The sequence below is a fragment of the Sodalis sp. RH19 genome (genome assembly GCF_047324215.1).
Classification (GTDB): domain Bacteria; phylum Pseudomonadota; class Gammaproteobacteria; order Enterobacterales; family Enterobacteriaceae; genus Acerihabitans.
The window spans coordinates 4,497,924-4,522,514 of the sequence record NZ_CP178734.1 but is presented as its reverse complement, the minus strand read 5'-3'; the positions used below and the strand labels follow the sequence as shown (position 1 = coordinate 4,522,514).

Below are 24,591 nucleotides of genomic sequence, written 5' to 3'. Positions count from 1 at the left end.
TTACGGCGCTGCCGGCGCCAGTTCTCCGTTGACCATGGTTTGATCCACCGTTTGGCCCTGTACGTTCAGCGCATGCAGCCTGCCGTTCAGGGTGGGTTTAAACGGCGCGTTGGCGGGCATTTTCCCGGCCAGCGTGAGCTGCGTATTGCCGTTGCCCGGCAAGGGCGCCACGGGCCAGCCCCAGCGCTGCAGTATGTTTAACGGCACCGCCCGTCCGTTAAGATTCAGGGTAAATCCCCGTTCGCCCTGCTGGTTGATCACCGCCGTGGCCTCAAACAGCCCCTCGCCGGCAAAGGCGCTCAGTTCGGTGACGGCGATCCTGCCCTGGTCGGCGGTTAACGCCAGCGACGGGCGCCGGACATCGATTTTGTTAAAGGTGGCGTCGCTGCCGTTAAGGGTCAGGCTGCCGGACCAGATGCCCCATTGATGATCCCGCGCCAATACCAGGTTTTTGCCATAGCCGTCCAGCGCGGTGATTTGAAATGGAAACGCGGGATTAATATCTATCAGCAGATTGCGGTTGGCGGTAAATTTGTTCACCTGCACGTCGGCCAGCCACGAGGGCAGGGGTTGCAGCCAACTGTCCAGCCATTGCCCGGGCAAGGTATATTCCAGCCCAGCCACCATAAATTCGTCCAATTCCAGACGCTGGCCGTCCCGCAGCCAGCGACCCGAGGTGCGCATCAGTCCCCCCTGCCAGCGCCCGCTGAACTGGCGTATTTCGATGCCCTGCGGCGACAGGGTCATATTGGCTATGGGATCGTTTAAATGCACGGCGCCGTTAATCAGGTCGCTGGCGTTAAACGACAGGCTACCGTCATCCGACGACCAGTCGCCATCCTGAAAGGTAATATTGCGCAGGGTTAAATCCAGATCGCTAAAGGCCCAGTTCTTGCCTTCCATACGCGCATCAATCAAATCGAAGCGATGGATGGTGATTTTAGGCACCTCCGATAGCTGGCGCAGAAACTCATCCAGGCTTTGCGTGGTCTGCATGCGTACATTGCTCAGGCGCAGGTTATCCACCTGCCAGGCGCCGTCTTCGTCCCGCCGCGCATTGCCGGTTAATTCCCCCTGGGATAAATCGGCGCCCAGATTATCCAGCCGCAGCTGGTTATTATTGATTTCGCCCTGCACCAGGACGTTTTCCGCCGGGATGCCGTTAAGGGTGAGGGAACGGGCGCTGATCTGGAAACGGGCGTTACGCCCCAAGGGAAAGCCGGTCTGCGGTTGCCAGGGAGTGATGCCGGCATTGACGTTTTGACCGTTCAGCTCCCAGCCGCCGTAAGGGGACTGGATGGCCATGCCATTGAGCTGCAGCACATCCGCCTGCAGCGGGAATGCCAGCGAGGCGGGGTCCAGGTTTAGGGTGCCGTCCTGCAGCTGGATGCGGTAGAAGTGATAGGGATCGGTGAATTGGCGGATGCTGAATCCGGCCACCAGCCGTTTGGCCACAAGCGTAGCCCGGCGTTCTTTTTGCCCGAAAGAGATGTTGTCGAAATAAATGTCGCCCGGATCGGACCAGTTGTGGGTGATCTTATTAAACGATAATTGGTAGCCGGTATGCTGGGTGACTAACCGGCTAACCCAGCCGGCGCCCCAGGTGGTTTGCAGCAACACGTAGATCAGGATAATTATCAATAGCACTATCAAAAGTATTGATAATAAGAGTTTCCCAATAAATTTCATTGCTCAAATCCATCGCTGTCATAAAGGTTACCCAGTTTATGCCGTAATTAACGGGGCTTCTCAATAGCCAATGTGCTTCAGACAAAAAAAAGCCGCCGTATTGATACGGCGACCGCAAAAAAATGATAGCTAACTAATTAATTATGTTCCGGCGGGAACAATAAATTCAAGATGATGGCGGTAATGCCGCCGGCGGCAATGCCGGAGGACATCAGGGTCTTCAGCCACTGCGGCGCGAACTGCAAAATCAGCGGCTGCTGCGACACGCCCAGCCCTACCGCCAACGATAGGGCGATAATCATAATGGCGCGGCGATTAAGCCGTTCACGGGATACGATACGTACGCCGGACGCGGCGATGGTGCCGAACATGACGATAGTCGCGCCGCCCAGCACCGGCTCGGGAATATGCTGTACAAAGCCGCTGACCACCGGAAACAGCCCCAGCGCAATCAGCATCAGCGACACCACAAAACCGACATAACGGCTGGCGACGCCGGTCAGTTGGATGACGCCGTTATTTTGACCGAAACAGGAGTTTGGGAAAGTGTTGAACACGGCCGACAGCATTGAATTCAGGCCGTTGGCCAGCACGCCGCCTTTCAGGCGCCGCATATAGATGGGGCCGCGTACCGGCTGTTCCGAGACGTCGGAGGTGGCGGTAATATCGCCGATGGTCTCCAGCGAAGTGACCATAAATACCAGCATCAGCGGGATAAGCAGATCCCAGTCAAAACCCAGGCCGTAATACAGCGGGGTCGGCACCATGATTATGGATTGCGCCGGCGCGGGAGCGGTCTGCGGCAACATGCCCATCATCCAGGCCGCCAGATAGCCCACCGCCATGGCGATCACCAGCGAGGCGACCCGCAGATAGGGATTGCGCTGACGATTGAGCAGGATGATGACCAGCAGCACCACGCCCGCCAGCATCAGGTTTTTCGGCGCGCCGAAGGTATGATCGCCCATGGCGGCGAAACCGCCGCCGATGGAAGTCAGGCCGACCTGGATCAGGGAAATGCCGATAATCATCACCACGATACCCGATACCAGCGGCGTAATGATGCGCCGGGCCAGGTGCAGTACGCGGGATAATAAAATTTCCGTGCAGGACGCCACCATCAGCGTGCCGAACAGGGCCGCCATCATCGTGGGCACATCGGCGCCGCCGTTTTTCAGCGCCAGGCCGCCCATGATAAGCGGCGTGACAAAGTTAAAGCTGGTGCCCTGGATGGACAGCAGGCCCGATCCCACCGGTCCCCAGGTCTTGATTTGCAGCAGCGAGGCCAGGCCGGAGGCAAACAGCGACATGCTGATAATATGCTGCGTGTCCTGCGCCGGGAGCCCCAGCGCCTGGCAGATTAACAGGCCGGGCGTAATCACGGCGACAAACATGGCCAGCAGATGCTGGCAGGCGGCAAACAGGGTTTCCGCCAGCGGCGGACGATCGTCGAGGTGATAAATCAGCTCGCTTTTGGCAACGGGAATCGGCGCGTCATCAACGTCAGTGGCTGGCATGGTCATGGGGGGAAACATTCCTGGGCGGCAAAGGAGGCATTTTAATCATCCTGTTTTTAAAAGCAAACGATTGCTCGCGACCTGCGCCCGCGCCGGTTGATATAGGTCAATGCCGGCGCAGATTTCAGGCCGGCGCCCCGGGAGCCGATGCCGGCGGGAGGGAACAAGAGGGAATACTTATGGCTCAGGCGTTGGTATAGCGCACGCGCTCCGGCATCCAGCGCTCAATCAGCGCCTGGGCGGCGGCGGGATAGTGTTGGTGGATATGGCGCGCCAGCCGCTGGACTTCCGGGATCATGGCCTGGTCGCGCAGCAGATCGGCCACTTTGAATTCCGCGTTGCCGGTCTGGCGCGTGCCCAGCAATTCCCCGGGGCCGCGGATCTCCAGATCTTGTTGCGCGATGATAAAACCGTCGTTGGTATCCCGCAGCACCTGTAGACGCCGCTGCGCGGTTTTGCTCAGGGGCGATTTATAGAGCAGCACACAGTGCGAGGCCACCGCGCCGCGTCCCACGCGGCCGCGCAGCTGATGCAGCTGCGCCAGTCCCAGGCGTTCCGGGTTCTCGATAATCATCAGGCTGGCGTTGGGCACATCGACGCCAACCTCAATAACGGTGGTCGCCACCAGCAAGTGAACCTCACCGGCCTTGAATGCCTGCATAATCTGCTGTTTTTCCTGTGATTTCATGCGCCCATGCACCATCCCGACGGTCAGTTCCGGCAGGGCGGCGGCGAGCCCCTCCCAGGTGGCCTGCGCCGCCTGGGCTTCCAGCAGATCGGATTCCTCGATGATGGTGCAGACCCAATAGGCCTGGCGCTGCTCCTGTAAGCAGGCTTGGCGCACCCGCTGGATGACATCTTCGCGCCGGGTGTCGGGAATGGCCACCGTGGTCACGGGCGTGCGGCCGGGGGGCAGCTCATCGATAACCGAGGTATCCAGATCGGCGTAGGCGGTCATGGCGAGCGTGCGCGGGATGGGGGTGGCGGTCATGATGAGCTGGTGGGGATGGAACCCCTGCGCCAGGCCCTTCTCCCATAATGCCAGGCGCTGATGCACGCCAAAGCGGTGCTGCTCGTCGATAATCACCAGCGCCAGCCCCGAGAATTGCACCTGTTCCTGGAAAATGGCATGGGTACCCACCACCATCGCCACCCTGCCGGCGGCGATGGCATCTTGCTGGGCAATACGCGCCTTGCCTTTTTGTTTGCCGGCCAGCCAGCCCACCTCAATGCCCAATGGCTCAAACCAGTTGCGAAACGTTTGCGCATGCTGCTCGGCCAGCAGTTCGGTGGGCGCCATCAAGGCCACCTGCTTGCCCTGGGCAATGGCTCGCAGCGCCGCCAGGGCCGCCACCAGGGTTTTACCCGAGCCGACGTCGCCCTGCACCAGACGCATCATCGGCACGGGTAGAGCCAGGTCGCTCTCGATTTCCGTCGCCACCCGTTGCTGGGCGCCGGTGGGCGCGAAGGGCAGCCGGCCGAGGAATTGCTGCTTGAGATGATGATCGGCGGTCAGCGCCAGCGCCAGCTCCTTGCGTACCCCAGCCCGCACCGCCAGCATACTGAGATTATGGGCCAGCAGCTCCTCCAGGATCAGCCGCCGTTGCGCCGGGTGTTTGCCCAGCTCCAGATCGGCGAGCGAAATGTCCGGCGCCGGACGGTGCAGAGTGCGCAGGGCGTCGGGCAGGCTTATCAGGCCCCGGCTCAGCTCCGGCGGCAGCAGCTCGGCAATCGGACAGGTATCAAGCAGGGTCAGCGCCTGGTCTGTCAGGCTGCGCAACGTCGCCTGGCGCACGCCTTCGGTGGTGGGATAGACGGGAGTTAACGACGGCGCGAGGGTGACGTCGTCATGATCGCCGAGCACATGATATTCAGGATGGATAATTTCGGCGCCCTGCTGGCCGCGGCGGATTTCGCCATAGGCGGTAACGCGCCGGCCGGGAGCCAGGCTATTTTTCATCGCGGCGTTAAAGTTGAAAAACCGCAGGGTCATCATGCCGCTGTCGTCGCGCATGCGGCAGGTCAACATGCGCCGCCGGCCAAAGCTGATATCGCAGGCCAGCACCTCGCCCTGCACGGTGACAAACATGCCGGGCAGCGCATCGCCAATGGGGTAGAGACGGGTGCGATCCTCGTAGCGCGAGGGCAGATGCAGCAGCAGGTCCTGCAGGTTTTCCAGGCCAAGCCGCGCAAGCCTTGCCGACTGGGCGGGGCCGACCCCTGAAAGCGAACTCAGCGGTATGGCATTCAGCAGACGGCCTTCCATCATTCAGCACTCCGTGGCAGGTAAACTGGCCCGCAATGGCGGAACGGCCATGATGTCGCGCCGGTTGGCGGCCAGGTTGTTAGTTGCGGTTACGGGTGACCCGGATGACATCCGGCATAACGCGTATTTTACGCATAATATTCGCCAGATGGACACGGTCGCGCACGGTCAGGCGGATAAACGCGCTATAGACCCGCCCGTCTTTCTCTTCGGTGTTCAGGCTTTGGATATTGGAATCGGCGGCATTGATAGCCGCGGTCAGGTTGGCCAGCGCGCCCTGGTGATTAAACATATCCGCTTTAATCTCGGCGATAAACTCCTGCTCGGTATCCAGATCCCATTCCACCGCCATGAATTTTTCCGCTTCTTTCTGGTAGCCGCGGATATTGCGGCAGGATTCATGATGAACCACCAGCCCTTTACCCGGGCTGACATGGGCGATAATCGGATCGCCGGGAATAGGGCGGCAGCATTTGGCAAAGGTGATAAGCACGCCTTCCGCGCCTTTGATCGGCAGGGTTTTGGGACCGGAAACGGAGGCGCCGGACGGCGCCATATTGGACTGGTCGCCCTGCAGATTACGGGCAATCACCACGCTCATGGCGTTGCCCAGGCCGATTTCCGCCAGCAGATCGTCCAGGGAGGCCAGTTTCATCCGGTCCAGTTCATGCTGGATATTTTCCGCCGGCACCTCGGCCAGTTTACGGCTGCCGCCAAGGGCGTGGTTCAATAAACGCCGGCCCAAACTGACGGAATCGTCGCGTTTGAGGTTTTTCAGCATCTGGCGAATTTTGGCCCGCGCCTTGGAACTGACGACAAAATTCAGCCAGGCGGCGTTGGGACGGGCGCCGGGGGCGGTAATAATTTCCACCGCCTGTCCGCTGGTCAGGGCCTGGGACAAGGGGTAAGGCTGGCGATCGACCCTGGCGCCGACGCAGGCATGGCCGATATCGGTATGCACCGCGTAGGCAAAGTCCACCGGCGTGGCGCCCGCCGGCAGTTCGACGATGCGTCCTTCCGGGGTAAAGACGTAAATTTCGTCCGGAAACAGATCGGACTTAACGCTTTCAATAAATTCAAACGAGCTGCCGGCGCTTTGCTGCAGCTCCAGCAGGCTTTGCATCCAGCGCTGCGCGCGGATCTGCGCCGTGGTGCCGGTTTCACCCTGTTCTTTATAAGCCCAGTGCGCCGCCACGCCCATTTCCGCCATCTGGTCCATGTCCTCGGTGCGGATTTGTACTTCCACCGGTACGCCGTGGGGGCCGATCATCGAGGTATGCAGGGATTGATAGCCATTGGCCTTGGGAATGGCGATATAGTCCTTCACCCGTCCCGGGCGCGGTTTATACAGGCTGTGCATCTGTCCCAGTACCCGGTAGCAGGTATCCACTTCGCCGACGATGACCCGGAAGGCGTAGATATCCATGATGGAGTGAAAGCGCTGCTCTTTGAGATGCATTTTGCAATAAATGGAGTACAGATGTTTTTCGCGTCCGCTGACGCGACAGGGAATGCCCGCTTCGGTCAGCCGTCCTTCAATTTCCGCCAGGATTTTCTGGATCATCTCTTTGCGGTTGCCGCGCGCCGACTTGACCACTTCCTTGATCACCCGGTAGCGGTTGGGATACAGCGCCTCGAAGCCCAGTTCCTCAAGTTCGGTCTTAAGGTGATGGATACCCAGCCGGTGGGCCAGCGGGCTATAGATTTCCAGGGTTTCGCGGGCGATGCGGCGGCGTTTATCAGGACGCAGCGCGCCAAGGGTGCGCATATTGTGGGTCCGGTCGGCCAGCTTTATCAGCACCACCCGGATATCCTGCACCATGGCCATGATCATTTTGCGGAAATTTTCCGCCTGGGCTTCTTTTTTGTCGCGAAACTTAAGCTTATCGAGTTTCGACACGCCTTCGACCAACTCGGCCACGGTTTTACCGAACAACTGCTCCATGTCCTGGTAGGTGGCCGGGGTATCCTCAATCACATCATGCAGCAGCGCCGCCATCAGCGTCTCATGGTCAAGACGCATTTCGGCCAGAATACAGGCCACGGCCACCGGATGGGTGATATAAGGCTCGCCGCTGGAGCGTGACTGTCCCTCGTGAGCATCACGGGCGACAAGGTATGCCTGCCGGAGGAGTTTAATCTGATCCTCGGGCAGGTATCGTTGAATCAGCAGATTCAGGCTTTCAAACAGATACAATTGTGAACCGTTGTCCGAATTTAGCGACGACCTTCAGCAATAGCGGTTACCGCCTGGATTTCCGCGGCTTCCTGCTCCTGCTGTTCCTGGCGATCCCGCAAGTCGAGGATCTGATTGGTAATCAGGCCTTCTTCTATTTCACGCAGGGCGATAACGGTGAATTTGTCGTTTTCTTCCGCCACCAGGGGATCTTTACCGCCGACCTGAAGTTGGCGAGCGCGACGGGCAGCGACCAGCACCAGGTCAAAACGATTACCAATTTTTTCAACGGCGTCTTGTACAGTTACGCGTGCCATATGTGAGCTACTCCGCAAATAGAGAAATGACTGGGCATCATACTGAAAGTTGTTTCAGTCCGCCAACAGTTTGGTGATTAAAGCGTCATGCCGTAATTTTTGCCGGCCCAGACGCAGACGTTCGGCACGAATAATGGTTTTTAAATCCATCAGGGCCGTATTGAACTCGTCATTCACAATCAGGTAATCATACTCGGCATAATGCGACATTTCCGCCACCGCCTGCGCCATACGGCGGGCAATGACCTCTTCGCTATCCTGCCCGCGGCCGCGCAGGCGCCGATCCAGCTCTTCCCTGGACGGCGGCAGCACAAAGATGCTGCGGGCCTGGGGCATGCGCTCGCGAATTTGCTGCGCGCCCTGCCAGTCGATATCCAAAAACACGTCCACGCCGGTGGACAACACCTGTTCGATGGCCTCGCGCGACGTGCCGTAATAATTGCCGAAGACGTTGGCGTATTCGAGGAAGCACTCCTCCCCGATCATGCGCTTGAACTCAGCCTCCGAAATAAAAAAATAATGTTCCCCGTCTTTTTCCCCCGGACGTATGGGCCGCGTGGTGTGGGAGATCGATACCTGGGTGTCGTAAAGCGGTTGTGTTTTAAGCAACGCCTGGATCAGGCTTGATTTTCCCGCGCCGCTGGGAGCGGAAACAATGTAAAGCGTACCATGAACCATAGTGGGAATTTTTCGGCTGTAGTTGATGTCTTTAGTGGATAACCGTCGTTGATGAATCGACGCGTGAAGACGATATCGTCACACATTATACACGGCATTGATGCAGGTTGCAGCTTCCCTTGCTGTTTAGCGCCGGGCTTTTGCGCCCTTGGCGCCAGGGTGACGGCGGCGGCAAGCATAGCGGGCGCTCAAATAATGGATGTGGTTTACGCTTTTTCGATTATTACATAAAGGAAACTTAAGTGATGAGCCGCTAACTATTTCAGAATCATAGGGGGATGGGATGTCATGGCCAACGTTGCCCCGATAGTAGTCGCATATATCCAGCGAGGTTGGGCTTTATTAACGGCCAGTTTTCCATTCAACCCGGTGTGGCCGAAAAAGCAATAGACATGCATTTATCAAGAATTGCTTATACTTTTGCTACCCGAAGGCGTTCCCTCATCGACAAATAACGCCCTGTGGATGAGGGAAATTTGATACTGCTTATATTTTAGAGCGGCATGGTTTATGCCGCCCATTAAATAGGATATGCAGCGGTCTAAACCGACAATTAACGCTGGCCTGCTTCGAGGGTATTGCAAATTTCACCGAATTTTTCCAATTGCGCTTCAGATAAAGGCGCCAGAATACGCTCAAGGATAGTACGATGAGTCTGCTGGGCAATTTCCAGTTTATCGCGTCCTTTTTCTGTAATATAAACATGTTTAACCCGGCGGTCGGTCGGGCTTTGCTGGCGCTGCAGCATTTCGTCTTTCTCCAGGGCGTCCAGCACCGTCACTACCGTACGGGAAGAAAATCCCATATAATTTTTGATATCCGTGGCGCTGGTCTTGCCATGGGTAATCAATTGCAGGATCTTCATTTTGGACAATGAAAGTCCTTCATTGACCAATTGGCCGTTCACTTCTTTTCTCAGGCGATGATAGATGCGAGATAAAGATTCTACGGTAACTGACATGTCTATTTTTTTGTCCATTGTCGTTCCTCTCTGTAAATTAAGACGATTTACTCGCCGCGATGGCAGGTTAAAAGCTGTTATATTGATACAGGGATTAATTTATCCCTCCGGCATTGAGTTAGTGAAAAACGCCTTGCACAGCAATAACGTTCTACCCGCAATCCACCGGTAGCAAAGAAACCGTCAATATAGTTCGCGCAAAGCGCTACAAGAATCATGAATTGCCCTTCCCTAAGAAGAGCCATTTACAATATTGATTGTTAAAGCCAGTGCAGTTTATATGAATATTTTCTATTTTGAAACATGGCTAATAGAAAAATACGCATGTAATATTGAAATATCACGGCAGTGATATTTTATTTTATTTTATTACTTTTATATTAACTTTATAGCCTGCTATCTTTATATTTTTACAAAAAGTAAAAAATAATAACTTCATGATATATATAGGTATTTTACAAATAACATCAATTAAAAAAGTGACTCACTTATATTGTTAAGTAATAAAATAATAAAGATTTAAAAAAATTAATTTAAATAAATTCCTCACAAAAACATCACCGCGGAATAATTTCCGGGAAATTTTCATTTAAATAACTGATTTATAATCATAATTTTTTCGTTTTACCAAAACCCGGCTAAGACGTCGACGAATAACCGTGAAGTATCAAGGCGTTATTATTTTATACTCCAGCGCCAGGCTGTAAATGCGTCGGGGATAAATCTATTGTCGCGCCGCGAATAGGGGTGGGTAGGGCCGGGACACCTATAATCAATACGTATCTGTTCATTTCGGAGGATAGCCGATGTTTAGCCATATCCAACTGGGCGCACGGGAGCTGCCGCGCATGATTGCCTTTTATGATCGCGTTCTCGCCGAGCTGGACTTAGTAAGGATGACGCCGCAGGAGCTGGACTGCCCCGCCGGCATTATCTGGAGCAAAGCCGGTCAGCGCTGGCCGCAGTTTGTGGTCCGGCGTCCCATCAACGGCCTGCCCGCCACCTGGGGCAACGGTTGCCAGGTGAGTTTTGCCGCGCCATCGCAGGACGCGGTGGCCTCAGCCTGGTCGGTGGCCCTCAGCCAGGGCGGAATCGACGAGGGCGAGCCCGGTGTCCGCGCCATCTATGCCGATGATTTTTACGCCGCCTACTGCCGCGATCCCGAAGGCAATAAACTCTGCTTCGTCCATGCCGGCGGGGTAAATCCCTAGCGGGAAGCGCGGCGAGGCATACGGCGTTCTTATATGTCGTTTTTTTGCTAAAACGCGTCGTAATAACGACGTTCAATGGGTGTAAACACTGGCAAGCTTGCTTACGTTTCCTGCTGCCATCAAGCAGAATCCGGCCTGTCCACCGCGGCCTTACCGGTGTGCCGGCGGATGTTCCTTAGCGAAAACTTAAACAGGCTGGGCTTATGTTTTTTTACCTGCTTCGGCGGCTTATGCTGGCGGCGTCAGTGATGTTGCTCGCCATCTCGTTACTTTTTTGCCTGGTGTTCCTGGTGCCGGGCGATCCGGCGTCGGTGGCGCTGGGGCCGCGCGCCAGCGAAGCGCAAAAACAGGCGCTGCGCGAACATATGGGGCTGGACCGGCCGGCCGTCGTGCAGATCGCCCGCTTTATCGCTAACGTGGCCACCGGCGATCTGGGCGAAGACGTCCTCACCCACCGGCCGGTGGCCCAATTGATTGCCCGCGCCCTGCCCAATACCCTGATTCTGGCGCTGTCGGCCATCGCCTGGGCCGTTCTCCTGGGCATCCCGCTGGGCTGCTGGGCGGCGCTGCGCCAGAACAGCCTGGCCGACCGCCTTATCGGCCTGATGTCCACCAGCGTTATCGCCCTGCCGGCCTTTGTGGTGGCTATCTATGCCCTGCTGATTTTCGCGGTCACCCTGAAATGGTTTCCCGCCATTGGCGCGGGACAGCGGGACGATCCCGTTTCCCAGCTGAATGCCCTGGTACTGCCGTCGCTGACGGTGGGCCTGAGCTGGATCGGTTATCTATCGCGGCTGGTGCGGGCGTCCATGCTGGACGTGCTTAAGGAGAACCATATCCGCACCTATCGGGCGTTCGGCATCGGCGAGCGGCTTATCGCCATGCGTTATGCGCTGCCGATTGCGGTAGTGCCGGTGGTATCTGTGCTGGGGGTCGGCATCGGCTCGCTGTTATCCGGCGCGGTGCTGACTGAAATCGTTTTTGCCCGTCCCGGCCTGGGCAAGCTGGCCTTTGATTCGGTGATTTCACGTAATTTTCCGGTGGTGATGGGCACGGTGGTGGTGACCTCCGGCTTTTATGTGCTGGCCAACCTGATTGCCGATTTGATTAACACTTTTCTCGATCCGCGCGTGCGGCAGGAGCTTTGACCATGGCTCTTATCACCACCAATACCCCGGTCGCGGCCACCCCGGTTTCCGCCGCCGCGCCGCGTCCCGGCGCCTTTCGCGTGCTGCGCCAGGTCTGGTCGGGCGGGATGGGCCGTTTTGCCCTGATCTGCGTCGCCGCGCTGCTGGCCTGTGCCGTTTTCGCCCCGTGGCTGGCCCCGCACGATCCCATCGCCATCAAGGCGGCGCTCAGGCTGAAGGGGCCAAGCATGGAATATTGGCTGGGCAACGATCAGCTGGGGCGCGATATTCTCTCGCGCCTGATTTATGGCAGCCGTATCGCCATGACGGTGGCGTTTATCGGCACCGGCGGCGCGCTGTTGATCGGGTCCATGCTGGGGCTGCTGGCCGGGTATGGCCCACGGCAAGTCGATACGCTGCTGATGTTGTTTTGCGACGCGCTGATGTCGATTCCGATGATTTTATTCGCGCTGGCGGTGGTGACGCTTATCGGCTCAAGCGTCGTCACCATCATCATGATCATCGTCACCTTTATGGTGCCGGGGTATTTCCGGGTCGTGCGCAGCCAGACGCGGGTGCTGAAACGTATGGAATATATTGTCGCCGCCCGCGCCATGGGCGCCTCTCCCCTGAGCGTGGTATTCCGCCACCTGATCCCCAATCTGGTGGGTACCCTGCTGGTACTGGTGGCCATGGATATCCCGGCGGTGATCGCCATCGAATCCGGCCTGAGTTTCCTCGGCCAGGGCGTGCAGCCTCCCGACGCCAGCTGGGGCACGGTGCTCAACGACGGTTATTCCTATATCCGCCAGGCGCCGCATATCGTTATCGCCGCCGGCATCCCCATTATCCTGGCCACCCTGGGGTTCACCTTTCTTGGCGAGGCGCTGCGCGACGCGCTTGACCCGCGCACCGCCCGGCAATCCAGAGGAGAGAGCTGATGGCCCTGCTGGACATCCACGATCTGTCGGTCACCTATGACTCGGCCAAAGGTCCGCTGAAAGCGGTGCGTAATATTTCCCTGTCCGTGGACAAGGGCGAGGTATTGGGATTGGTGGGGGAGAGCGGCTCGGGCAAATCGACGCTGGTCGGCGCCATGCTGACCCTGCTGCCGGCCAACGCCCATGCGAGCGGTCAACTGCGCTACAAGGACCAAAACCTGCTCGACCTGCCGGAATACGCCAAGCGACGGCTGCGCGGCAACGGCATCGCCACGGTTTCCCAGGACCCATTTACGGCCCTGAATCCGGTGATTACCATCGGCAGGCAACTACTGGCGTTTCAGCACCATAAATCGGGATCTAAAGCGGAAAAGCTGGCGCGCGCCCTGGTAATGCTTGAGCGCGTCGGAATTTCCGACCCCAAAGGGCGGTTAAAGCAATACCCGCATGAGCTGAGCGGCGGCATTCGCCAGCGCATCGCCATCGCCGCCGCCCTGCTGACCGAACCGGAACTGCTGATCGCCGACGAACCCACCACCGCGCTGGACGCCACCACCGAAATGCAGGTGGTGGAGGTGCTCAGGGCCAGCCGGAAGCTGGTGGACGGCGCCATTATTTTTGTCACCCACGATTTACATCTGGTCAGCGCCCTGTGCGACAAGGTGGCGGTGATGTACGCCGGGGAAATTGTCGAAGCCGGGCCGATAAAGCAGATTTTTTCCGCGCCGTCCCATCCTTATACCCAGGCGTTGCTGGCCTGTGATCCTGAACGTATCGAGGTGGCGACGCGGGAACTGCCGTTTATCGCCGGCTCGGTGCCCATGCCCAGCATCAATCGCGTCGGCTGTCCTTTCCAGCCCCGCTGCGGTGTGGCCTTTGCTCCGTGCGGAGTGCAAAACCCGCCCGACACCCTGCTTGACGCCGACGGTTGGGTGGTTCGTTGCCATAAGGTGAATGCCCATGCTTGAGATCCGGGATTTAGTCGTCCGCTACAAGACGGGCACCCTGCTGAGCCGCCTGCGGCCCGGCGCGGTCCGCCATGTCGATGTGTTGGCGGGCGTCAGCCTGCATGTGCCGCCGGGCAAGACGTTGGGCCTTATCGGTGAAAGCGGCAGCGGCAAAACCACCCTCGGTCGCGCGGTTATCGGCCTGGCGCCTACGGCGCGCGGCAGCATTCAGGTCAACGGCCGCGAACCGCATGACGCCAGCGATTTGTCCTGGCGCGCCATTCGACGGGAAACCGGGCTGATATTCCAGGACCCGATGGCCGCGCTCGACCCGCGCATGACCGTCGAACATCTGGTTACTGAGCCGTTTACCGTCAACGGCCGGGAGATTAAACGCCGGGTGGAGGCCTCCCGGCTGCTCGACCTGGTGGGGTTGCCGTCGCTGTTCCTCGACCGCTATCCCCATCAGCTGTCCGGCGGCCAGGCGCGGCGGGTGGCGGTGGCGCGGGCGCTGGCACTGCGTCCGAAGCTTATCATCGCCGACGAACCCACGGCGGGGCTGGATCTGTCGGTGCAGGGCGAGTTGCTGAACCTGTTGACCGCCCTGCAGCGCGAGCTGGGCATGAGTTACCTGATCATTACCCATAACCTGGCCATCACCCGCCACGTTACCGACCGTATCGCCATTATGTATCTAGGGCGCATCGTGGAAACCGGTCCGACCGACGTGGTGTTCCGCCAGCCGGCCCATCCCTATACCCGGGCGCTGCTGAGCGCGAAAAGCAAACATAATCCGCCCAATGCCGGCGTGCTGACCGGCGAGGTGCCCACCCTGGCGCGCCGGCCTTCCGGCTGTGAATTCCATACCCGTTGTCCCCTGGCGACCCTGCTGTGCCGGACCGCCGCACCCGTATTACGTCCCCTCAGCGGGGAGCACCAGGTTTCCTGTCATACCCCTTTGATTAACGCGCAACCCCAACAGGCTCAGCCCAGCCGCATCATAGTTAAGGAGATGCATCCATGAAAGGCCCCTCGATGAACAGACGTTCCCTTCTCAAGACGATGGCGATTCTCGCCGCGGGGGCTTCCAGCTCGCTGATGATCGGCGGCCAGAGGCTGGCCTTTGCCGCGGATAATAAAAATAAGATCCTGCGGGTGCAAAACGACCTGGATATTACCAACCTCGATCCGGCCAACCGCAGCGGCTGGTATGACGAAATGGTGATGTTCGCGGTGTACTCCGGCCTGTGCCAGTACAAGGCGGGCACCGAGTGGGGCTGGCAGTTGGATGCGGCTGAATCGCTGGAGCAGGTGGACCCGCTGACGGTGCATTTCAAGCTGAAGCCGGGCATAAAATGGACCGGCGACTTCGGCGAGATGACGGCGGAGGATGTTAAATACTCTTATGAACGTTTCCTTGACCCAAAACTGTCCGCCATCTATGCCTCCGACTGGGAGGCGTTGGATCACGTGGAAATCAAGGGCACCTATGAGGGCGTTATCCATCTCAAGCACCCGTTTGCGCCGTTGTTCACCAGCACTCTGCCGCACGCCTCAGGCCTGATCGTCTGTAAAAAAGCGGTGGAAGCCGCCAAGGACAAAAAAATCGCCACCGATCCGCTGGCGTCTTCCGGCCCGTATAAGATTGGCGAATGGCTGCCGCGCGAGCGGCTGACCCTGGTGCGCAATGAAAAATGGAGCGGCCCGCACAGTTTTTATGATCAGATTCAACTGGTGCCGATTGGCGATTTGAACACGGCGGAAATCGCCTTTGAAGCCGGCGATCTGGATATGACCAAAATCAACATCAGCGCCATACCCAAGTACCAGGGCGGCGTTGAAGGCACCACGCTTACCGTGCGGCCGGCGCTGGCCTATACTTGGCTCGGCATGAACGTTGATCATCCGCTGCTGAAAGACCTGCGGGTGCGCCGGGCCATCCAGCAGGCGATCGACGTGCCGTCCATCCTGGATGCCGCCTTCGGCGGCGCGGTGAAACCGGCGTTTGGCCTGGTGCCGCCGCCGCTGCCCGGCGCGCGCGGCAAAAATATCTATCCGTACTCCCCGGAGGCCGCCAAAAAGCTGCTCAAGGAAGCGGGCGTGTCCAATCTGCAACTGCGGCTGGACTTAACCACCTCCACCGACGGCGGCACCGTGGCGCAGGTGATCCAGGCGCAGCTGGCCGAAGTGGGCATCACGCTTAAAATCAATCAGATGGATGGCGCCGCTTTTGTCGCCGCGGGCCAGGAGTCCGAAGGCACCGCCTGGAAGGACGCGCAGCTGCGCATGACCACATTCACCACCGCGCCGGACGCCAGCTGGGTTACCGCGTGGTTTACCTGCAGCCAGGTGGGCATCTGGAACACCCAGCGCACCTGCGACAAGGCATGGGATCAGTTGAATCTTGAGGCGGCCAATGAGCTGGATCAGGCTAAACGGGCCGCCATGTACGTCAAGCTGCAGGATCAGCTGGAAGAGACCGGCGCCTATGTCTTTTTATATCACGGCAGTAACGCCTGGGTGACACCCGCCGCTATCCATGGCGCCTGGACGCCCGACGGCCAGTGGCCGTTGTTCCGCGAAATCAAAAGCGTCTGATCGGCCGGTTTTACCGCCCGGGCGGGTAGCGCCGGGCTTTATCACTGAAAAAAAGAATATCGGCCCGGGCTGTTGAGTGCGCCCGGCGCCGGATGTGGGAGCTTCCTTGACTACTGCCCGTATTCCCCTCGCCCCGAAAAAAAGCGTACGCACCGCCGCCAGCGCACTGAGACATCCCAACTACCGACGGTTTTTCGGCGGTCAGCTGTTATCGGTGATTGGCAGCTGGATTCATACCATCGCCCTGGGCTGGCTGATTTGGCGGCTGGGCGTGTCGTCGCCGGTGATGCTCGGGCTGCTGGCGTTTTGCAGCCAGGGACCCATTCTGCTGTTTGGTTTGTTTACCGGCGTTATCGTCGATCGCTGCGATCGGCGCCGTCTGGTGCTGGCCACGCAAATCGGCCTGACGCTGCTGGTGGCGCTGCTGTCGATACTGACGTTAAACCATTGGATTACCGGGGAAATCGCTATTGTCATCGCCCTCGGCCTGGGCCTTATCAGCGCGTTTGATCTGCCGGGCCGGCAGTCACTGGTGGTCGACCTGGTGGAATATAACGACCTGGGCAACGCGCTGGCGCTGAACTCGGTTATTTTTAACGGCGCCCGCCTGATTGGACCGGCGCTGGGCGGCGTGCTGGTGGATACCGTCGGGGAAGGGTGGTGTTTCGCCTTTATCGCCGCCTCTTATGTGCCGCTGATTCTGTTTTTATCCACCATGCGTATTCCTCAGCGTCCACCGGTAACGCGCGACGGCAACCTGCTGACGGAAATGGCGGAAGGGTTGGCCTTTCTGCGCCAGGATCCCGACGCCCTGCGCATCCTGCTGCTGGTCGGGCTGTGCAGCCTGACCAGCGTGCCCTATTTTTCCTTTCTGCCCATGCTGGCGGATACGGTGTTGCAAGGGGGCCCCGCCGGGTCGGGCATTTTAATGAGCATTACCGGCGTTGGCGCGCTTATGGCCGCCCTGCGCCTGGCATGGAGCAGCGATATCGGCAAGATGCGCCCCTGGCCGATGTGGGCGGCGCTGATGCTGGGCATCTCGCAGATATGCCTGGGCCTGTCGCATCTGTTCTGGCTCAGCGCCCTGATAGCCGCGCCGATAGGCTATGCCATATTGACCCAGAACCTCAGCTCGAACTCGCTGCTCCAGCACCGGGTGCCCGACGCCCTGCGCGGCCGGCTGATGTCGTTTTATTCCATGATGCTGATAGGCACCGTGCCCATCGGCGCCATCATCTGCGGCGGCGCGGCCGAACTGCTCGGCCTGCCGCTGACCATGATCATCGGCGGCCTGGCATGCCTGGCGGGAGTCGCCGCCATTGCCGGCTGGGACCATTTCGGCGCCCGGCGCAACGCATGATTTCCCCTTTTCAGCCCTTATCGCCGGGAGGCACCCGCATGTCTGACATCGTTGAACCATCACTCGTGGTACCGCCATATCGCCAAATCGTTATTCCGCTGTCGGATGGCGTGCAGCTCGCCGCCCGGCTATGGCTGCCGGAAGGCGCGGCGCGAGTCCCCCTGGTGCTGGAATGGATCCCGTACCGCCAGTCCGATAATACGGCGGTGGGGGATGCGATGATCCATGGTTTTTTTGCCGCCCACGGCATGGCCGCCATGCGTATTGACCTGCGCGGCAGCGGCAACTCCACCGGGTTGCTGCAAGACGAGTATCTGGCCCGTGAGCAGGACGACGCGGTGGAAGTTATCGCCTGGATTGCCGCCCAGGAATGGAGCAACGGCAGTGTCGGCATGATCGGCATCTCCTGGGGCGGTTTTGCCGCGCTGCAAATCGCCGCCCGCCGCCCGCCGGCGTTGAAGGCCATTATTACCTGCTGCTCCACCGACGATCGTTATGCCGACGACGTGCATTTTATGGGCGGGGCGCTGCTGACCGACGGGCTGCAATGGGGCAGCGGCTTGTTTACCCAACTGGGACGGCCGCTGGACCCGGCCCATGTGGGCGAAAGCTGGCGCGATCTGTGGCTGGAACGCCTTAACGGCATGGAGCCGCCGCTTGGCCGGTGGCTGGCGCATATGGAGCGCGACGATTTCTGGCGGCATGGTTCGGTGTGCGAAAACTACGATGATATCCAATGCGCGGTCTATGCGGTGGGCGGCTGGACCGACGGTTATTCAGACGCCATTCTGCGCCTGATGGCTAATCTGAAGGTGCCGCGCAAAGGGCTAATCGGTCCCTGGACCCATATCTATCCCAACTGGGGCACGCCGGGGCCGGCTATCGACTTCCTCGGCGTTTGCCTGCGCTTCTGGCGGCAATGGCTGCTGGGGGAGGAGACCGGCATCATGGACGAGCCGATGCTGGATCTCTGGCAGGGGGAAAACCTGCGTTCCGAACCGTCGTCGCTGACCCTGGACGGTCATTGGATCAGCGCGCCGGGCTGGCCGGTGGGATCGCAACCCCGGGATTTCTACCTGTCCGGCGGCGGGCTAGCCGACAGCGCGCCCGCGCCCGCCTCACCGCGGGTGATAGCCACGCCCATGCACTGCGGCCTGATGGGCGGCGAATGGTGCCCGCTGGACGGCGGCGGCAATGCCCCTGAATTCCAGGCCGATCAGCGCCAGGACGACGGCCTGTCGGTCTGTTTTGATACGCCGGTCCTCGGCGAACCGCTGACCCTGTGCGGCAAAGCCGGGCTGGAGGTGGATATCGCCTTTGACAGCCCCTCCGCCATGCTGATATTGCGCCTTAACGAGGTCGCGGCCGACGGCCGCTCAGCCCGCATAACCTTTGGCATTCACCGGCTGGTGCGTCCCGATGTGCCGGCGGGGCAGGCTTTCCGCGTGGTTTTGCCGTTGAAAGGCGTGGCCTACCGTTTCTCCGCCGGTTGCCGGATACGTCTGGCGCTCTCCACCACCTATTGGCCGATGGCCTGGGCGGAACCGGGGCAGGGGCCGGTTACGCTGTGGCCGCACGGCGCGGTGTTGCGCCTGCCGTCCCGGCCTGCCGGCGTAGTGGATCGCGCGCGGCCGTTTGGCCCCGCCCGCTCGGCACCCGCGCTTGCGCATGAAGTGCTGGCCCCGGAAATCACGTCGCGCCAGGCGCTGTGGGACGCGGCCAGCGGCACGCACCGCCTGACCATGGATGCCCAGCGACAGCAAACCCGCATCGGCGAGCTGAGTTTTGACGGCGAGGGCCATGAGTCTTACGTCATTGGCGCCACCCCTGAAAGCGCCCGCTGGGAGGCGGTGCGGATGCAGCGTTACACCCGGCCCGGCTGGCATATCGCGCTACGCAGTGAAACCTCCCTGGCCTGGAAGGACGGCGGCCTGATCCTGACCTCGGCTTATGAGGCGCAGGAAAACGGGCAGGTGGTGTTCGAGCGGCGGTGGGAACAACACTTCGCCGCCAGAATTAGCGGCAAACGCGGCTGATTACGTTACTATGGTGAACATGACGGGCTTATTGGTGCGTAACCGGATTCAGTAATATGCAGTCAAACGACCCCATCGTGTTCACTTTCCTGCTGGGTCATGATTTTTCCATGATGAGCCTGGCATCGGCTATCGAGCCGCTGCGCTCCTATAACCGGCTCTACGAGGCGAAAACCTTCGCCTGGCACCTGGCCAGCCTGGCCGGGGAGCCGGTCGAGGCGGCCAACGGCATTCCCTTTCCTACCGTACCGGTTAACGATGTGCTGCCGGTGTCCCACTATCTGTTTATCTGCGGCGGCGAACGCGTGGTGGCGCCCAGGTTCGAGCGCGGCTACCTTAAGGCGGTGCGGCAGGCGGCCCGGGCCGGACTGTTTATCGGCTCGCTGTCCACCGGCACCTTTCTGTTGGCCAAATGCGGCCTGCTGAAGGGATATCGCTGTACTATTCATTGGGAAAGCCGCACGGCGTTCGGGGAAAGTTATCCGGAGATTAACTGTACCCGCAAAATCTTCGAGATCGATCGCAACCGGCTGACCTGCTCCGGCGGAACGGCGGCAATGGATATGATGCTGACCCTGATTGCCGAGCGTTATGGCGACGATCGCGCCACCGCCGTCGCCAATCAGTTCCATCATGAACGGATCCGCAGCGCCGCCGACGATCAGCGGGGCGGCCGCCCCACCCAGGGACCGATCCCGGCGACGCTCGCATCGGCCATCGCCATTATGCAAACCCATATCGAAGATCCCCTGCCGCTGCCGGATATCTCGGCACGGGTGGGGATCGGCAGCCGCCAGCTGGAACGCCTCTTCGCCCGGTATTTCGCCAGGACGCCGCAGCGCTATTATCTGGAGCTGCGCCTGGAGCAGGCGCGGGAAATGCTGATCTATTCCGACCTGTCGATTATCGATATCGCGGTATCCGTCGGCTTCAGTTCCACATCGCACTTCGCCGGCGGCTTCAGGCGCGCGTTCGGCGTCCTGCCGTCGGATATGCGGCGCGCCAGGCATGCCCGAAACCGCTGATGCCGCTCAATACCGCGGCGGACCTGCCGCTGTGGCGCCAGCCCGCATCCCGCGGCAACGCTTGGCCGGCGCTCGGCCGGTCATATCGAAAGTCAAATCCGGACGGATTTAATAAAGATCGGCCCTGCGGTCCGCCAGATAAGGATGGTCGCGCCGCCAGGCTTTTAACGTTTCCAGGCTGATTTGCGCCGTGATAAACGCCGCTGCGCCGGAGGACGCCGTCGCGATAATGGCGCCGTCCGGGCCGGCTACGCGGCTTTGCCCGACGCAGGGGAACGCGCCGCTGTCGTCGCCGCGATTGGCAAACGCGACAAAACAGCCGTTTTCATAGGCGCGGGCGGGCACCGTATGGCGCGGCACCACGTCATAACCGACGCTGGTGGCGCTGACGCACAGCAGGCAATCCATGCCGTTTGCCGCCAGAAAACGCGCCGCTTCGGGAAAATCCAGGTCGTAGCAGATAAGCAAACCAAAGTTCACCCCCTCAAGCACCACGTTGACCAGGCGTCCGCCGGGACGGAACAGCGTGGTTTCATAACCGGACCACAGATGGACCTTACGGTAATTCGCCAGCACCCGGCCATGGCGATCGATCAGGCGCAGCGCATTGTACAGTCCGTCGGCGCCCTGCTCGGCATAACCGAAGGCCAAGGCCTGCCGTTTTTCCCGCGCCAGCTCCGCCAGCGCCCGCAGTATGGCGTCGCCCTGCGCCAACGCCATACTGCGGATGCGTCCGGGTTCGTCATAACCGCACAGGGCCAGCTCCGGCAGCATCACCAGATCGGCCTGCGGCAGGGCCTCCATCGCCGCGCGTACCCAGGCCACGATCTCCTCCCGCCCGCCGGGCGCGCCGGCGACCTGGGCGATACCGATGTTCATGGCGTCTCTCCGTCAGGAAGGGCGGCGGGGAAAAAGGGGAAATACTCATCCCAGCGGCGCGAAAAGAAGGGGCGGTCATGATCAAACGCGTCCAGGCTGGATTCGAGCCGCCATCCGTCGTTATCCGCGCTCAGGCGGTGGGTCACCTCCAGCCTGGCATGCCAGTCGCCGCGCTGGAAACCGGCGCTGCGCACCGCCTGCGAGGTGGCGGATAACGGGTCGAGGGCATTCACTTTATAGGTTTCCCGGCCCAGGGCATCCAGGCGCAGGCCGGTTTCTTCCAGCAGCAGCGCCCCCAGGTTGCGCACCACTTCCAGGGTAGTGTCGCCGTCATCCATATCCCGGATCAGGCGCAGGCGCCCCCGCTGCGGCGGCACCAGAACCCGTGCGGGCACGGCCGGCGGCGACCAGGGCGCGCCCAAATCCGGCGCGGCGCAGGGGGCCGTGGCCTCGCTGCGCAGCGGCAGGTCAATAGCGCCGCCGTGCAGCGTCAGGACCGCGCGCGCCGGGAGAGGCGCGGCCAGCGGCCAGTAGGCGGTTGAAACGGCCACGCGCAGGCGAAAGCCGGCGGGCAGCTCAAACGCGACGGCCTTAAGCGGCAGCCGGACGGTATAACGCTCGCCGGGCACCAGCGGCTCGCAGCGATCGTGGCCGTTACGCTGGGTCAGGTTAAGCAGACCGTAGGTGATACGGATAGAGACGCCGTCCGGGCCCACCGCGTTCAGGCGTACCGCAATCATGGCCTGCCGTCGATCGGCGGCCAACTGAATATTGATGACCGGCCGGCCCACGATTTGCAGCGCCGCCGCCGTTGCCGGGCCGTCAAAACAGGCGGAGCCGGCATCATCCCCGCGCTGGTCGCCGGGCATATCCGGGCCCCACCCATAGGGGCACCATTCGCCCGAGGCGATACCGGTGGTGGCCGGCGAGCAGACGCTGACGGCAAACGGCTCCGGCGCGTCCTCGCGCAACCCCCCGGGAGAGAGGTGCAAGCGCCGCGGGACTGTAGCGCCGGCGGGCCATTGACGCTCGGCGGCCCACCGGCCACGCCGCACGGTATAACGGGCGCGGGGAGGTTCCGCCTCCTGCAGCCAGTAGGTCAGCATCGGTTCGTCCATGATGCCGGTCGGTTTATTGCCGAGCCAGTGATCGAACCAGCGGGTGACATAACCGATAAAATCAATTTGCGGCCCCGGCGTGGCGATATGGGGGAAGGCGTGTCCCCAGGGGCCGATCAGCCCTTTACGCGGTCCGGACAGGTTTTCCAGCAGGCGCAGTACGGTATTGGTATAGCCGTCCGCCCAGACCGCCGATCGCCAGTACCGGTATCTGGATAGCGGAATAGTCCTCGCACACCGATCCGCTGCGCCAATAGTCATCACGCACCGCATGTCGCATCCAGCGCGCGGCGGGCGGCGGGTCCATGGCCTGGAGCCGTTCCAGCCACATCTCCCGCCAGCGTTCACCGACGATGGCGGGATCGGGCGGTGTCGGCGTCCAGGTAAACAGCGTGGCGCCGTATTGCAGGTTATCGTTAAGCAGCACGCCGCCCATATAATGCATATCGTCGGCATAGCGGTCATCGGTCGAGCAGGCGGTGACAATTGCCTTCAGCGCAGGCGGGCGCAGGGCGGCGATTTGCAGCGCGTTAAAGCCGCTCCAGGAAATGCCTATCATACCCACCGCGCCCGCGCACCAAGGCTGCGCGGCAATCCAGGCAATCACTTCACAGGCATCCGCCCATTCCTGCGCCGTATATTCGTCGTTCATCAGGCCGTCGGAATCGCCCGCGCCGCGCATATCGACCCTGATCGCGGCATAACCGGCGCCGGCCAGCGCCGGATGCAGGATGGCATCGTCGCCGCGATGGCGATCCCGCCGCCGGTAGGGCAGGTATTCCAGTATCGCCGGCACCGGTTCCGGGCTGTCCGGCAGCCAGAGGCGCGCCGCCAGCCGGCAGCCGTCCGCCAGGGTAATCCATACCGTTTCCTCTATCCGCATGGGCATTTTTCCGCGCTGGTCGTCATGGTTCTATCTTTACACAGCGGCAGGCGCGGGCCATGATGAATACGACAAGATTTGCCATAAATACGACATATTTTCCAGCCGGGGCCGGGCCGGGGGGGAGGTCGTCCCCGCCGCGTGCGCGGCCTGGTAAGCATACCCTATTGTCCCGCGGGGAATTGACGTACTATATCCGGCGGGACACATCGCGCCTTAGGGACGGCATGCCCTGCCAAGCGAGTGCGCGCCGGATTTGCGGCCATCTCAAACAGCGCCGGCGTTAATGACACCGCGCCGGCATCTCTTCAAGCCCGACCCTTGCTGTAGGAATCCGATGAACCTGGACTGGTATGACTGGCACCAAAGCGAACTGACGCCACAGAGACTGTATGACATCCTGGCCTTGCGTAACGCGGTGTTTATTATCGAGCAAAATTGCATTTACCAGGATGTGGACGGCCGGGATCTGGTGGGCGACAACCGCCATGTGGCGGGTTATCTGGACGGTGAGCTTAGCGCGTATGCCCGTATTCTGGATGAGGGTGACCAATTGGCCATCGGCCGCGTCATCGTGGCGGCCAAGGCCCGCGGCATGAACCTGGGCCTGCAGTTGATGGCGCGTGCGCTGTCGGCATGCGCGGCGCATTGGCCTGAACGGACAGTTCATCTGTCCGCCCAGGCGCATTTGCAGCCGTTTTATGCCCGGTTAGGTTTCCGCGCGGTAACGGAGGTGTATGACGAAGACGGCATACCCCATATCGGCATGGATAATTACCGGCCGCCGTCAGCGTAAGCAGGGTCCCGCTAAACCAGCAGCCCGCGGTGCAGGCTTCTCGATGACAGCCTTATCATCGTCGGG

20 protein-coding genes are annotated in these 24,591 nt (G+C 60.3%); 10 read left to right on the top strand and 10 right to left on the bottom strand.

The annotated features are described in order from the left end of the window. The 7 genes from ACL2XF_RS20365 to ACL2XF_RS20335 form a co-directional block, all read right to left on the bottom strand. Nucleotides 1–1,689, bottom strand: a complete 1,689-nt coding sequence (locus ACL2XF_RS20365; protein ID WP_410012809.1) for an AsmA family protein — start codon at nucleotides 1,687–1,689, stop codon at nucleotides 1–3. Nucleotides 1,690–1,826: 137 nt separating this feature from the next. Further along, entirely contained in the window at nucleotides 1,827–3,206 is a 1,380-nt protein-coding gene (locus ACL2XF_RS20360) for a nucleobase:cation symporter-2 family protein (RefSeq protein ID WP_410016667.1), read from the bottom strand. Nucleotides 3,207–3,390: 184 nt separating this feature from the next. Continuing rightward, nucleotides 3,391–5,472 (bottom strand): ATP-dependent DNA helicase RecG, encoded by a 2,082-nt coding sequence (recG, locus tag ACL2XF_RS20355; RefSeq protein ID WP_410016666.1) that lies wholly within the window; start codon nucleotides 5,470–5,472, stop codon nucleotides 3,391–3,393. Nucleotides 5,473–5,551: 79 nt separating this feature from the next. Next, nucleotides 5,552–7,669, bottom strand: a complete 2,118-nt coding sequence (spoT, locus tag ACL2XF_RS20350) for a bifunctional GTP diphosphokinase/guanosine-3',5'-bis pyrophosphate 3'-pyrophosphohydrolase (protein ID WP_413727436.1) — start codon at nucleotides 7,667–7,669, stop codon at nucleotides 5,552–5,554. A 20-nt stretch (nucleotides 7,670–7,689) separates the two neighbouring features. Beyond that, a complete protein-coding gene (gene rpoZ / locus ACL2XF_RS20345) occupies nucleotides 7,690–7,965 on the bottom strand; it encodes a DNA-directed RNA polymerase subunit omega (RefSeq protein ID WP_132924177.1) in 276 nt (91 codons plus the stop codon). A 54-nt stretch (nucleotides 7,966–8,019) separates the two neighbouring features. After that, a complete protein-coding gene (gmk, locus tag ACL2XF_RS20340) occupies nucleotides 8,020–8,643 on the bottom strand; it encodes a guanylate kinase (protein ID WP_410012807.1) in 624 nt (207 codons plus the stop codon). A gap of 553 nt (nucleotides 8,644–9,196) precedes the next feature. After that, nucleotides 9,197–9,622, bottom strand: coding sequence for a MarR family winged helix-turn-helix transcriptional regulator (locus ACL2XF_RS20335; RefSeq protein ID WP_410012806.1), 426 nt, complete (start codon nucleotides 9,620–9,622; stop codon nucleotides 9,197–9,199). A 788-nt stretch (nucleotides 9,623–10,410) separates the two neighbouring features. On the opposite strand from ACL2XF_RS20335, the gene ACL2XF_RS20330 reads away from it, so the two are divergent. The 9 genes from ACL2XF_RS20330 (at nucleotide 10,411) to ACL2XF_RS20290 (ending at nucleotide 20,849) form a co-directional block, all read left to right on the top strand. Then, nucleotides 10,411–10,815, top strand: a complete 405-nt coding sequence (locus ACL2XF_RS20330; RefSeq protein ID WP_410012805.1) for a VOC family protein — start codon at nucleotides 10,411–10,413, stop codon at nucleotides 10,813–10,815. A gap of 203 nt (nucleotides 10,816–11,018) precedes the next feature. Further along, nucleotides 11,019–11,963 (top strand): ABC transporter permease, encoded by a 945-nt coding sequence (locus ACL2XF_RS20325; RefSeq protein ID WP_413727435.1) that lies wholly within the window; start codon nucleotides 11,019–11,021, stop codon nucleotides 11,961–11,963. Nucleotides 11,964–11,965: 2 nt separating this feature from the next. Continuing rightward, nucleotides 11,966–12,883, top strand: a complete 918-nt coding sequence (locus ACL2XF_RS20320; protein ID WP_410012803.1) for an ABC transporter permease — start codon at nucleotides 11,966–11,968, stop codon at nucleotides 12,881–12,883. Beyond that, a complete protein-coding gene (locus ACL2XF_RS20315; protein ID WP_410012802.1) occupies nucleotides 12,883–13,851 on the top strand; it encodes an ABC transporter ATP-binding protein in 969 nt (322 codons plus the stop codon). The genes ACL2XF_RS20320 and ACL2XF_RS20315 overlap by 1 nt, the downstream gene beginning before the upstream one ends. Then, a complete protein-coding gene (locus ACL2XF_RS20310) occupies nucleotides 13,844–14,854 on the top strand; it encodes an oligopeptide/dipeptide ABC transporter ATP-binding protein (RefSeq protein WP_413721770.1) in 1,011 nt (336 codons plus the stop codon). The genes ACL2XF_RS20315 and ACL2XF_RS20310 overlap by 8 nt, the downstream gene beginning before the upstream one ends. A gap of 11 nt (nucleotides 14,855–14,865) precedes the next feature. Further along, nucleotides 14,866–16,428 carry an ABC transporter substrate-binding protein gene (locus ACL2XF_RS20305; protein WP_410012800.1) on the top strand — a complete coding sequence of 521 codons (1,563 nt, stop codon included), beginning with the start codon at nucleotides 14,866–14,868 and terminating at the stop codon, nucleotides 16,426–16,428. A 106-nt stretch (nucleotides 16,429–16,534) separates the two neighbouring features. After that, nucleotides 16,535–17,788, top strand: a complete 1,254-nt coding sequence (locus ACL2XF_RS20300; RefSeq protein ID WP_410012799.1) for an MFS transporter — start codon at nucleotides 16,535–16,537, stop codon at nucleotides 17,786–17,788. 38 nt (nucleotides 17,789–17,826) lie between these two features. Next, nucleotides 17,827–19,824, top strand: a complete 1,998-nt coding sequence (locus ACL2XF_RS20295; RefSeq protein WP_413727434.1) for a CocE/NonD family hydrolase — start codon at nucleotides 17,827–17,829, stop codon at nucleotides 19,822–19,824. Nucleotides 19,825–19,880: 56 nt separating this feature from the next. After that, nucleotides 19,881–20,849: a GlxA family transcriptional regulator gene (locus tag ACL2XF_RS20290; RefSeq protein WP_410012797.1), complete on the top strand. Its 969-nt coding sequence runs from the start codon at nucleotides 19,881–19,883 to the stop codon at nucleotides 20,847–20,849. 108 nt (nucleotides 20,850–20,957) lie between these two features. On the opposite strand, the gene ACL2XF_RS20285 is transcribed toward ACL2XF_RS20290, so the two are convergent. From ACL2XF_RS20285 to ACL2XF_RS20275, 3 genes are all read right to left on the bottom strand, one after another. Next, the gene (locus tag ACL2XF_RS20285; RefSeq protein ID WP_413727433.1) at nucleotides 20,958–21,728 is read right to left on the bottom strand and encodes a nitrilase-related carbon-nitrogen hydrolase; all 771 of its coding nucleotides are present in this window, start codon (nucleotides 21,726–21,728) and stop codon (nucleotides 20,958–20,960) included. Then, nucleotides 21,725–22,834 (bottom strand): CocE/NonD family hydrolase C-terminal non-catalytic domain-containing protein, encoded by a 1,110-nt coding sequence (locus tag ACL2XF_RS20280; RefSeq protein ID WP_413728840.1) that lies wholly within the window; start codon nucleotides 22,832–22,834, stop codon nucleotides 21,725–21,727. Before ACL2XF_RS20280 ends, ACL2XF_RS20285 begins: the two co-directional genes overlap by 4 nt. Nucleotides 22,835–22,970: 136 nt before the next feature. Then, on the bottom strand, nucleotides 22,971–23,729 hold the full coding sequence (locus tag ACL2XF_RS20275; protein WP_413727432.1) for a CocE/NonD family hydrolase: 759 nt from the start codon (nucleotides 23,727–23,729) through the stop codon (nucleotides 22,971–22,973). Nucleotides 23,730–24,066: 337 nt separating this feature from the next. Here ACL2XF_RS20275 and ACL2XF_RS20270 point away from each other — a divergent pair, with 337 nt between their 5' ends. Beyond that, nucleotides 24,067–24,525 carry a GNAT family N-acetyltransferase gene (locus ACL2XF_RS20270; RefSeq protein WP_410012794.1) on the top strand — a complete coding sequence of 153 codons (459 nt, stop codon included), beginning with the start codon at nucleotides 24,067–24,069 and terminating at the stop codon, nucleotides 24,523–24,525. Nucleotides 24,526–24,591: the final 66 nt, after the last annotated feature.